The organism is Ralstonia sp. 25C (assembly GCF_051904805.1).
Lineage (GTDB): Bacteria > Pseudomonadota > Gammaproteobacteria > Burkholderiales > Burkholderiaceae > Ralstonia.
In genome coordinates, this window is the sequence record NZ_CP196737.1 from 2,306,164 (window position 1) to 2,318,181 (window position 12,018).

General features: G+C 65.0%; 8 protein-coding genes. 1 reads left to right on the forward strand and 7 read right to left on the reverse strand.

The features are described from left to right. Positions 1 to 6 precede the first annotated feature (6 nt). From ACS7SF_RS10745 to ACS7SF_RS10770, 6 genes are all read right to left on the reverse strand, one after another. Entirely contained in the window at positions 7 to 3,147 is a 3,141-nt protein-coding gene (locus tag ACS7SF_RS10745) for a toxin VasX (protein WP_439889776.1), read from the reverse strand. Then, positions 3,140 to 4,120 (reverse strand): hypothetical protein, encoded by a 981-nt coding sequence (locus ACS7SF_RS10750; RefSeq protein WP_439889777.1) that lies wholly within the window; start codon positions 4,118 to 4,120, stop codon positions 3,140 to 3,142. Before ACS7SF_RS10750 ends, ACS7SF_RS10745 begins: the two co-directional genes overlap by 8 nt. A gap of 313 nt (positions 4,121 to 4,433) precedes the next feature. Then, positions 4,434 to 5,945, reverse strand: coding sequence for a lactonase family protein (locus ACS7SF_RS10755; protein WP_439889778.1), 1,512 nt, complete (start codon positions 5,943 to 5,945; stop codon positions 4,434 to 4,436). 240 nt (positions 5,946 to 6,185) lie between these two features. Next, positions 6,186 to 6,656 carry a carboxymuconolactone decarboxylase family protein gene (locus ACS7SF_RS10760; RefSeq protein WP_439889779.1) on the reverse strand — a complete coding sequence of 157 codons (471 nt, stop codon included), beginning with the start codon at positions 6,654 to 6,656 and terminating at the stop codon, positions 6,186 to 6,188. A gap of 140 nt (positions 6,657 to 6,796) precedes the next feature. Then, entirely contained in the window at positions 6,797 to 7,696 is a 900-nt protein-coding gene (locus ACS7SF_RS10765) for an RNA polymerase sigma-70 factor (RefSeq protein ID WP_439889780.1), read from the reverse strand. Between the two features lie 73 nt (positions 7,697 to 7,769). Beyond that, positions 7,770 to 9,959 (reverse strand): response regulator, encoded by a 2,190-nt coding sequence (locus ACS7SF_RS10770; RefSeq protein WP_439889781.1) that lies wholly within the window; start codon positions 9,957 to 9,959, stop codon positions 7,770 to 7,772. A gap of 196 nt (positions 9,960 to 10,155) precedes the next feature. Here ACS7SF_RS10770 and ACS7SF_RS10775 point away from each other — a divergent pair, with 196 nt between their 5' ends. Then, positions 10,156 to 10,770 carry a glutathione S-transferase gene (locus ACS7SF_RS10775; protein WP_439889782.1) on the forward strand — a complete coding sequence of 205 codons (615 nt, stop codon included), beginning with the start codon at positions 10,156 to 10,158 and terminating at the stop codon, positions 10,768 to 10,770. A 5-nt stretch (positions 10,771 to 10,775) separates the two neighbouring features. Here the strand turns inward: ACS7SF_RS10775 and ACS7SF_RS10780 are convergent, their stop codons facing one another. Then, positions 10,776 to 11,927, reverse strand: coding sequence for an HPP family protein (locus ACS7SF_RS10780; protein WP_439889783.1), 1,152 nt, complete (start codon positions 11,925 to 11,927; stop codon positions 10,776 to 10,778). Positions 11,928 to 12,018: the final 91 nt, after the last annotated feature.

The window sequence follows — 12,018 nt, forward strand, 5'->3', positions numbered from 1 at the left end:
CACCTTTCAACCATGGGTGGCCTCCTTCTCTTTGGCTTCAGCAACCTCGTCGGCGGAACGGCCGTCCACGACAAAGTCTTTGTATGCGGCCCGGTTGGGCCAGTACTGCACCTCGGCGTCGGGCAGGCCTTGGATCAGTGCCTTACCTGTCCGGAAGAGGCCGGCGCCAGGCACCAGGACGTCTGTGATGGCATTCTTCCATCGGCCGGCTTCATAGTCGTCGCCGCCACCAAACCAGATCAGGACTGAGAGGCCTTCGCCTTCCACGCTTCCGCGGGCATGCACCTGCTTGGCGGCTTCGGTATGGATCACGTTTTCCAGATGGAATTCCTTGGCGGTCACTTTGGATCGCCCTGCGCCATTGAGCAGGTATCGGGCAATCACTCCTTGGCCGGACGACTTTGGTGCCCTGATCTGAATGTCCATCTCAGAGGCATCCCCAAACACCGGAATTTCGATCTTGATGGCGTCGGGGTTGCCAAACGCCGAGGCCTTCTCAAGTTTGACCGAATAGAACAGGCGTAGCAGTGCGTCGAGTTGTTGGCGCGTGTTGGAATAGGCGGCGCCCCAGTTGCCCGAGTGGCCGCCGAGCAGACTACGGTCGGCCCATTTCGCAAACGGACTGGTGACAAGGTGGTCCGACCAGAAGCCGAAGCCCCACGACGCTACGGTCAGCACGCCGGAGGCGATACCGATCCACATGGCAATCGGTGGCACTTCAGCAGAGACTTCCGCGCCGACTGCGGCGGTTTCTCCGGCCACAGCCAACCCTGCGGCAACTTCACCTGCGGCCGTGGTTGCCGCGCGCTTGGCCAGGCCCTCCAACGCGGCCTTGGCTACCATGCGCGTGTAGGCGTAGTAGGCAACGCCGCTTGCGATGCCAGCCACGCCGGAGGCGGCTTTCGCCTTGGCGGCCCCGCTGTCACCATCTTTCCAGAGCTTGGTGGCATCCCAGATGCCCAGGCTGCCTTCGATGATGGAGACGGCCATCACCAGCCGGCCTGCGGCGGCGGTCAGTCGGTAGAACTCCGCCGTCTTTACCCCTTTGTTGGCGATCTGGCTGGCCACATACCTGAGCTCATAGCTCGCCTGCCAGATGGCAACCGCAGATGCCGAGGCTTCCGAGATGTCTTTGACGAGACGCCCCCAGTTGGCGTCTCCATGCTGGGCCTCGCTGATATCCACGCCAAGCTCATTCAGGCTTTGGCCGAGCGAGGAGATTCGCAATGCGGCAAGACCCGCAGAGAACGCACCGTAACCCTTGACGCCTTTCAACGAGGGCGCTTCCTCAAACTTCAGGATCTCGCTCTCGGGTATCGCATGCGTTGCGTCCGCGAGTTCGGCCACCTTGCCGAATTGCGCTGGCATAGGTTTGCCCTTGGGCCATTGTTCCCCGAGCACCTCTAGGTACTCGTCCAGTTGCCTGGCCGTTTTGGGAACCGTCGTCATCACCTTGCCGCCGGGTTTGCCCTTTAGGTTGTCGGGCAGCGTTTCTGCGGGAAGCGGTCGGTTGTAGGCGGTCTTGTCCGTTCCGACACTCAGGCCCTTGCTGTCGCCGTTGGTGCGTCGCAAGTGGGCAAGGAAACCTGCCGCACCTCCTTTGACCTTGACTTGCAGGATGGCCACGTCTTCCGCGGTCAATGCGACGGCTTGTATACGCCGGAATGTCTGCCGATACAGCTTGGGGTCCGCCTTGAGCAACTGGCGCATGCGGCCACTGACGACCTGCATCAGGCGCTTTGCATTTTCTGAGTTCAGATGTGCAGCTTCGTTCTTGAGTTCGCGAATTTCCTTGAGATAGGCAATCTGGTCGCGCGCTTCAATGTACATCTTGCTGCCTTCACCAACCTTTCCTTTATGAGGCAGCAGCTTGTCGAGCAAGTCTTCCTGATTGGCGGCTACGCCGCGCCAGAAAAGCCGCTGGCTATCGATGGTGTCCAGCTTGAGTTGTGGCAGCAGAACCTTCTGGAATTCGTCGTTGTTGATGCCGCAGCCTTCAAACAGGTTGGCAACGCAATGGCCCAGGTGCGTGGCCATCGTCGTGTCCTTGGCGTCGAACACCTCCGGGTGGCGCCGGGTGGGCAGAAACTGCATCCATGCAACGTAGTCGGCGGATCGCTTGTCGAAGTCGGCAGCGGCGTCGATGCAACGGCGGTACTTGGAGAGGTAGTTGGCGTACTTGTCCTTGTTCAGCTTGCTTTCAACTTTTTCTTTCTGGTCGCCGAATGGCGTGCCTTCAATCAAGCCCGACGTTGCCATCAGATCGCGCTCGGCATCGGTGTACGGCTTTCCCTTTCCGTCCGTATTCCCCATGATGTCGGCAAGCGCGCAGTTGCGGTAGTAGTTCAACTGCGTGGCGATGCCGATGTCATCTTCCAGCGGCAACAGGAGGCCCCCGATCTTGTACGGAGCGTTGTTGCGCTTCATGACGTTCATGAGCGAAGCTTCTGTGCACGGCGCGGGCCGGCTGTAAGCCTCCACGAGCAAGGTGCGGCGATCAACGCGCTGCTGAAACCCCATCACCTGGTTCTTTAGCACGCCGTCGCCAATCTGGCTCAACGAGCCCATGTTGGCCATCACGGTCGATTCGCACACCGCCTTGGGCGTGATCTTCTTCATATGGAAGGCGGCGGGGTCCTTGGCCACGTTGTCACGCACGCTCTTCGTCCAGCGTGCATCCGAAAACCCCACCCAGGCGGTGGGGCGCTTCGTGGGCTCGGCGATGGTGAGCAGCAGCGCATCGGGGGTGTTGGCCAAGCGAGAGCATGTTGCGGGATGACCGCCCATGGCGCCGGCCAGGTCGGGCGCCATGCGCTGCATACGCCCGTCGGGCTGTACGGTGTAGATTTCCCACGACGGGTCTTCGGGGTAGTAAACATAGAGCCACCCAGCCCGCATGCGGCGCAGCACGTATTGCGATGCTTCCAATGGTCGGCCAGCCAGGTAACCCTGCTGATCGAGCATGTCGGCCTGCTGTATCCAGTCGGATTCTCCCGGTCGGAAATACTGCGGCGGCAGGGCGGCATACAGTGTCACAAGCATCGTCAGGCCCGACTTGTCGCAACTCGGGCACTTGGATTGCTCGCCCGGCAGGTTGTTCTCTTTGGCCGCTGCGATGGCCTTTTGGAGTTTGGCGTGCTCAGACATGGCTGTGTTGTTCCCAGAACGTCGCGTCGAAGCTGGCGAGTGCCGCAACGGGTGAGTCTCCCTGGGCACGCGCGGCGAGCATGGCCTCGCGCACGGTGGTGTCTTGATCGAACTGCGGCGAAATCAGAACGCCGTACAAGGCGTAGATGATGCGGTCCAACTCGTTGGTGAGGCTCCATGCGCTGCTTGCGCGCTCGACCAACGACAGAATGGTTGCCGCCAACGGAGGCTGCACTACGTTGTGTTCGGCGTCCTGTAGTGCATTCAGTACGGCGTTGATGGTGCCGCTATTGCGCAGCATCGCCTTGGCGGTCTCCGGCCATCCTGCGTCGGCCAATGCAGTCCTCGGCGCAGGCGCCGCGTAGCGCTGCAACGCACCTGCACGGTTCAGCCACCACACGCCATTGGAGGCGGGGGCGTAGTGCCCAGGTAGTTCGGCATCGCCCAGGTCGGCGAGCAGTTCAAACACGCGTGGGTCCCACAGGCGCAGGTAGCGTGCGCGTGATCCGGGCCAGCGGTGCTTGGCGAGCGCGGCCATCTTGTGCGCAATGTGTCGAGCCTGTTCCACGGGAAAGACCAGCCATGCGCAAACCGATGTGCCGCGTGTCTCTCTCTCGGGATGGCGGGTGGCTTCGGCCCAGGCGAGATCGAGCGTGAAATCGATCGTGTCATCGCGGCCGAAATCGCCCAGCGGAAGCAGGTAGGGGCGTTGCTCGGGCCGCATGATGTCGGGCTCGAAGGGGAGTGGTACGGCTTCGCTGTGCCGGCGTGCGTTGCCAAGCGGATCGGTAATCTGCGGGCAGATCAGTACCCACAGTGACGATCGCGGCGGGCCGTCTAGCAGCGGGTTGACTTGCGCAAACAGGTGGTCCCGCAGGTGTTGGAGCGTGGTGGCATCGGCCAGGAAAGTGCGCTGCGGGCTCGGGCGCGCCGCCATGCTCTGTGCCAGTTCCTGCAGGATGCTGTTGGCCACGTTACGGTTCCTTGGGGGGCGTCGCTCCCATGTCGTCGAGTGGGTCAACAAGATGGGCAGCGGTATCGCGAACACGCTGTGCCGGTGCTCGTGCATCCCTCAAATGGAAGCATCTTTTGAGTTGCCGCCGGCCTGGGCTAGGCGATGGTATTGGAATCGCGCGCCGGGCTGGATTAAGAGGTGTTAATAAACCGCAGAAAATGCGCCTTTCACGCGCGGCGGAGTCTGATAGAGGAGTGCCGAGGTGAACGCCGACATGCAAAAAGCCCCTCGCCGAGGGGCTTTGCACATCTACTGTGCGGTTTCGGTTGCCTCAGGGCACCGCCACCACCGCCATCCCACGCGGAATGTTGCCGGTGGCTGCAGTGCCGCTCGGTACGGCCGTCAGTTTGCCGGTGGTGCCGTTGATGCTGTATGCGGTGACGGTGTTGTCGCTGGCCGTGACCACATAGGCAAAGGTGCCCGCAAAGTTGAGCACGATCGTCACGGGGTTGGCACCGGTGGCGGTGGTGTTGACCTTCGTGAGTGCGCCGTTGGACGGGTTGATGCTGAAGACGTCAACGGAGTTGCCCAGTATGTTGGCCACATACAGGAAGCCGCCGGAAGGTCCGATGGCCATGCCGTAGGGGTTGGTACCTGCGGGCACGGCCGCACCCGCCGCGGTGAGTGCGCCCGTGGTGCTGTTGATGCTGTACACGCCCAGCGTGTTGTCGCCACTGTTGGCCACGTAGGCGTAGCTGCCGTTGGGGCTCAGCGCGATGAACTGCGGCACGCTGCCGGCAGTGAGCGCACTGCCCACCTGCGTGAGTGCGCCGGTGCTGCTGTTGACGGCGAAGGCCATGACGGTGCCGGTGGCGTTGGCGGTGTCGGCATTCACCACATAGGCAAAGGTGCCGGCGCTGTTGAGCTTGATGTCGTAGGGGTTGTTGCCTGCGGTGATGGGCGCCAGTGCCGTGAGTGCGCCGGTGCCGGTATTCACCGAGAACGCCGACAGCGTGTTGTCGCCAAAGTTGGCCGTGTACGCAAACTTGCCGCTGGGCGTGCGCGTGATGCTGAAGGGCTGGACGCCTGTGCCGGTGGGAGAGCCCATGACTGTCAGCAGGCCGGTGTCTGCGTTGATCGACAGCGTGGTGATGGTGTTGTCGGCCGCATTGGCTACGTACACGTACTTGCCCGCCGGGTCGATGGTGAGCGACAGCGGCCCTTGCCCCACCTTCACGGCTGTTGCACCGATGGCAGTCGGCATGCCGGTGGTCAGGTTCAGCGTGTAGGCCGAGACTGTGCCGTCGTTGGAGTTGACGGCATACGCAAACAGCGGGCGCGGCGCACACGCGACGGCAATGGTGGTGACGTTGGTGGTGGCCACCGTACCGCTGCCATTGGTGACAGTGCAGTTCTCACCCGAAGGCCGTTTGCTCACCGTGGCCGCATAGGGTTTGCCTTGCGCAAGTTTGGTCGGGAAGTGGAAGCTGCCGTTGGCGCTGACCGTGACCGCATCGCCGCCGTTGTCGAGCAGCGTGACGGATGTGCCGGTTGAAAGTCCGCTGACGGTGCCGCCCACGGTGTAGGTGGGCGCAGGTGCGGGCGCAGGTGCGGGCGCCGGTGAAGGGGACGGCGTTGGTGTCGGCGCGGGCGTGACGTTGGTGGTGGGTGGCGTCGTGCCGGTGCCGGCATCGTCGCCGCCGCCGCACGCGGTGAGCCCCAGCGACAACGCAGCGGCCATCACCAGCGCGGCGCCATGCCGATGCGGGGGAAGGGGCGCGGGTGTCGGTTGTGATGGCGTGCAACCGGCACGCGGCGCTTGGGCGATCGACAGCTCGGCCATGGCTTCCCCTCGTTCTGGATTGGCGCAAGCGGTGGCCTGCGTTTTCCGGAAGCATAGAAACCCGCACCCACACGCCGACATAGGCCAATTGACGGACAAAGCCCTCGGCCTCATGGATGCAGACATGCAGCGCGCACCGCTTGATACGGCAAGCAACGGCGGCGAACGGTGGGGGTATCGTTCACTGCCGTTGCAAGGACATCGTTTGCCTGTGTAAGCGCCGCGCCTACGTGCCTAGGCTCATGCTGCCTCGGCGGCCGGCACCTTGAGCGGTACCGGGTTGCGCAGGCTCACGTTGAGCAGGTTCCAGCTGTTGATGACGACGATGACGAAGCTCAGCTCGGCAATCTCTTCATCGCTGAAATGCGCGCGCAGCTGGGCGAACTCCTCATCGCTGGTGTCGCTGTGCGGCGTGTTGGTGACGAGCTCCGCCCAGCGCAGCGCGGCGCGTTCGCGTTCGGTAAAGAACGGCGCCTCGCGCCAGCCGGCCACGGCGTTGAGGTGGCGCGGGTCTTCGCCCATCTTGATGAGATCGCGCCAGTGCATGTCGATGCAGTACGCGCAGCCGTTGATCTGCGACACGCGCAGCAGGACGAGGTCGACCAGGCGCGCGCCGAGCAGATCCTTGCGCAGATTGTTCGACAGGTTCAGCAGGCCGTTGAAGGCCTTCGGCGCGAGTTGGTAATAGGCGATGCGCGGGGCGTGCGACATGATGGGCTCCTTGAGGTGGTGGGATATCCGGAGCGATTGCACACGTTGCGCAGCTTGCGTCGTTGCGTGCAGCGTCGCTCCATACCCTCAAGACGCCCGGCGTGGCCGCGTTGTGACAGCGCGCCCGAATATTTTTGTTTTTACGCGCCGCTGCCGATGTGGGCGAGCTTGTCCGGGTTGCGCACCACGTAGATGGCGACGATGCGCCCATCTTCGATCACGAACGACTGCGCCGACTCCAGCGCGCCATTCACATAGCGCAGCAGGCCGGGTTCGCCATTGACGCGCGCGTGCTGGTAGCGCACCTCGCCCATGTGCTGGACGAGTTCGCAGTAGATCTTTGTGATCTGCGCGGCGTCTTGAATGATGCGTGTGAACGAGGGCACCTTGCCGCCGCCGTCGCCCACCAGTTGTGCGTCGTCCGCCAGCAGGGCGCGGATGGCGTCGCGCTGGCCGGTGCGCGAGGCTTCGGCAAAGCGCGCCAGCAAATCGCGGTGCGCATCGTGCGACACGTCAAAGCGGGGGCGCTCCTGCTGCACGCGGTCCGATGCGCGATGCACCATCTGCCGACACGCGGCTTCGGTTTTGCCCAGCAGCGCGGCGATGTCTGCGTAATCCTGGTCGAACACTTGGCGCATCAGGAACGCCGCACGCTCTTCGGGCGACAGGCGCTCCAGCACCCACAGCAGGGCCATCGACAAATCGCCCGCCAACTCCACGGCGGCCTCGGGCGTGGGCGTGTTGGATGCCACCTCCATTTCGACCAAGGGTTCGGGCAGCCACCAGCCCACATAGGCTTCGCGCTCGGCCTTGGCGGCACGCAGACGGTCGATGGACAGACGCGTGACCACGGTCACCAGCCACGCTTCGGCGGATTGCAACGCGGCTTGATCGGCTTGGTGCCAGCGCATCCACGCGTCTTGCAGCACGTCTTCGGCATCGGCGCGGCTGCCGAGCATGCGGTAGGCAATCGCAAACAGGCGCGGGCGCGCGGCGGTGAAGGCGGCGTCTTGGGTATCGGTGCGGGAAGCGCTGGCCATGGCGGGCAGTGGTCGTCTGAGGGGCGATCTCTCTAGACGGAGCCGGGGGTGGGTTTGTGACAACCTGCCCAGTTTATGCCGCGCGCGTCACGTCCTGCGTGCTGGCGCGCAGCCATGGCGCCAGTGCCTGCTGCAGGGCCGGCAGCGCAATCGGCTTGCCCAGCAGGCACGCGCCGGCAATGGGTTCGCCAATCTCGGCGTGCGCGCCGTAGCCCGACATGAGCAGCACATGCAGATGCGGCTGCGCACGCAACAGGGTGCGCGCCAGATCGGCACCCGACTGGCCGGGCAGCGTGAGGTCAGTCAGCAGCACGTCAAAGCGCTGCGTGCCGGTCAGGGCGAGGGCATCTTCGGCGTTAGCGGCGGCGGTGCAGCGCAGGCCGAAGGCGGTCAGCATGGCGTGCATGGCTTCGCGCGAGAGGGCGTCGTCTTCCACCAGCAGCAGGCTGGCGGGGTCGGTGCTTCGCGTGTTGGCCGGTGTGGTGGTCTGCGTGAGGGTTGGCGTGGTCTTCTGCGGTAAGGCGGCCTTGCGATGCTGATCCAGCACGCTGCGCACGGTGCGTGCGAGATCATCACGCCGATACGGTTTGCCCAGCAGCACGACGCCCGGTGGCACGCCTTCGGCATGGGTGAGTTCGTCACGGGTGTAGCCGGACACCAGCAGCACCGGCAGCGGTGGCACGCGCCGGGCGGCGTGCGCGGCCAGTTCGCCGCCCTTGAGCGTGCCGGGCATGATGACGTCGGAGAAGAGCAGGTCGATGGGGGTGTCGCCGTTGATCAGCTCTAGCGCGGCGTCGCCGTTGGTGGCGGTGAGTACGCGGTAGCCGAGCTGGGTCAGCATGTCGACGGCGGTCAGCCGCACGTCGGTGTCGTCTTCCACCACCAGGATGGTCTCGCGGCCGCCGATGGGCGTGGCGGTGGTGTGGCGCAGGTCGGCGGCATCGGCCGGTGCGGCTTCGGTGCAACGCGGAAAGTACAGCTGCACGGTGGTGCCTTGGCCGACCGCGCTGCGGATGCTGACATGCCCGCCGCTCTGCTTGACGAAGCCGAACACCATGCTCAGGCCCAGGCCGGTGCCATGCCCGTCGGGCTTGGTGGTGAAGAAGGGCTCGAAGGCGTGTTCGACCACCTCGGGCGGCATGCCCACCCCGGTGTCGGCCACGGAAAACACCAGGTAGTCGCCCGGCGGCAGCGCGTCGTGCTCGTGCGCCTGCGTTGCATCCAGCGTGACGTTGTTGGCGGTGATGGTGAGCCTGCCGCCACCGCGCATCGCATCGCGCGCATTGATGGCGAGATTCAGCAGCGCGTTTTCGAGCTGGTTGCGGTCGGCCAGCACGTTCCACAGATCGGGGGCGAGCTGGGTTTCCACCTTGATGGTTTCACCCAGCGCCCGGTGCAGCATTTCGCTCATGCCGGCGACCAGCCGTGCCGGTGCCACCACGGCGGGGGACAACTGCTGCCGGCGGGCAAAGGCGAGCAGTTGCGCGGCCAGCGTGGCGCCGCGCTGCACCGCGCGCGTGGCGGCGGCAATGCGGTGCTCGGCGCGCGCGTTGCCGGGCATTTCCACAGACAGCATCTGCAAGTTGCCGGCGATCACCTGCAGCACGTTGTTGAAGTCGTGCGCCACGCCGCCGGTCAGGCTGCCGATGGCTTCCATCTTTTGCGCCTGACGCAGTTGCGCTTCCACCTCGGCCCGGGCAGAGAGGGCATCGGCCACGCGCTGCTCGAGCGTTTCCGTCAGTTGGCGCAGGGCCCGCTCAGCGCTCTGGCGTTCGCGCTCGGTCTGCACGCGTTCGGTGGTTTCCACCACGATGGCGAGCACGCCGGCCGGCGTCCCCTCATCGTCGGGCAGGGGGCTGTAATACAAGTCCATCCACACGTCTTCGGGGCGGCCGTTGCGCAACAGCACGAGCCCCTTGTCGCGGTACGACAGCGTGCCGCCGGCCAGGCAGGTGTCCATGACGTGGCGGTTGAAATCCGCCACCTCGGGCCAGCCGAGTTCGACCGGGCAGCCGAGCAGATACGGGTGCCGCCCGCCAGCAAACTCGGCGTAGGCGTCGTTGTAGACCATGTAGCCTTGCCGCCCCCACAGCATGACCAGCGGCACAGGCGAGGCCAGCAACGTTTGCACGGCGGCCCGCAGGCTGTGGGGCCACGCGGTGACGGGCCCAAGCTCGGTGGCCGACCAGTCGAACGCGAGGATGCGCTGCGCCATCTCACCGTTCCAGCCGGAACAGTCGTGGTGATGCGCGAGAAACGGCATGGGATCTCCTGTGTGGACCGAGGTGCTGGTCATTCTAGAAAACCGCCCGCCCGTTTGGCGTCCCAGCAAACAAGCGGGGGCACGCAGAAAACATGCCCAAGGCCGCCTGCACGCTCGGCGCGGGCTGACTATCATGAACGTCCGCGCGCCCATGGCTCGCTATGGCGCCTCACCTTGCCCTCACCCAGGAGACCCCATGAAGTTGATCGGCATGCTCGACTCCCCCTATGTGCGCCGTACCGCCATCTCGCTCAAGCTGCTCGGCCTGCCGTTCGAGCATGCGTCGGTGTCGGTTTTCCGGCATTTCGAGCAGTTCCAGGCCGTCAACCCGGTGGTCAAGGCGCCCACGCTGGTGTGCGATGACGGCACGGTGCTGATGGATTCCACGCTCATCATCGATTACGCCGAGGCCGTGGCCGGGCGCAGTCTGCTACCCGCGCCGATTGCCGCGCGTCAACGTGAATTGCGCGCGATCGGTCTGGCGCTGGCGGCGTGCGAGAAGGCGGTGCAGATCGTCTACGAGCACAACCTGCGGCCGGCGGAGAAGGTGCATGCACCGTGGCTCGACCGCGTGCAAGGCCAGTTGCTGGCGGCGGTGGATGCGCTGGAAACCGAGTGGAAAGACGTGCCGCTGCCGGTAGAGGCGGGCGAGCTGACGCAGGCCGGTGTGACGGTGGCCGTGGCGTGGGCCTTTATCCAACTGATGGTGGCGGATCGGGTGCCGGCGGCGGACTACCCGCGCCTGGTGGCGTATTCGGTGGCGGCGGAACAGTTGGGCGTCTTTCGTAACACCCCCATCGACGCAACCTGACGGCGCTACGCAGCTTGCGGTTCGATCGTGGCCTGGCGGTACAGCCCGCCTACCAGGTCCGATTCGGTGATGATGCCGGCCAACTGGCCGTCGGCGTCAATCACGGGAATGTGATGGTGCCCGGCGCTGGCAAACAGCGGCACCAGGTCGGACATGGGCGCAGTGGCGGCAATGGTCTGCACATGCGTCTTCATGTGGTCGGCCACGCGCGGCGGGGTGAGCGCGCCGATGCTGAACCAATGGTGCAGCGTCTGGCGAAAGTCACGCGGGTTCAGGCCGAGCAGATCCGCACGCGTGACGATGCCGATGACGCGCTGCCCGGCATCCACCACCGGCAGCGCCTTGATGCTGTGCTGACGCAGCAGTTGCAACGCACGCGGGATCGACGTGGCTGGCGTGGCAGCAATCACCGGCTGCGACATGATGTCCGCGCAGGTGAGCGCCTGGAAGGTGCGTGTGTAAACCTGGAGCTGCATCTCGCGCAGCACGGCTTCGATGTCTTGGGGGTCGATGTCGAGCAGTTCGCTCTGGCGGCGCAGCGCGGCGACGATGTCGGCACGCGTAAAGCCGGCGGTGGTGGGTGGGCGCTCCGCAGCCGGCAGACGCTGTGCGTGCGGATACCGGTGGCCCGTGGCCGCGTGGTACACCAGCGCACCCACCAGCAGCAACGCCGACTGGATCAGGATCGGCTCGGCCACAAAGCGATACCCCAGTGCATGCACGGCCGGCCCGCCGATCACCGCCGTCAACGCCACCGCGCCCGATGGCGGGTGCACGCAGCGCAGCGCAAACATGCCGGCAATGGCAATCGATACGGCCAGCGCGGAGGCCAGCACCGGGTCCGGTACCAGCAGCGCGCAGGTTACGCCCACCGTGGCCGCCACCAGGTTGCCCCCGATGATCGACCACGGCTGTGCCAGCGGACTGGCCGGCACCGCAAACAGCAGCACGGCCGACGCGCCCATGGGCGCCACCAGCAGCGGGATCAGCGTCGATGCGCCCGGTACCAGCTTCATCATCGTGCCGGTCAACAGAATGCCGACAAGCGCGCCCGCGGCAGAGCGCACCCGCTCGCGCCAGCGAACGGTGACAGGGGCCGGGACAAAGCTGTGGAGCCAGCGACGCAGGGTGGTGCGTTGGAGCGGTGGGGCGGACATGTCGACGGACGGCGATGGCCCGCGAACACGGCTGAGGCTTCACCAGAGTCAAGAATTGTGGCGCGAATTCTATCACGCTGTGACATAACGG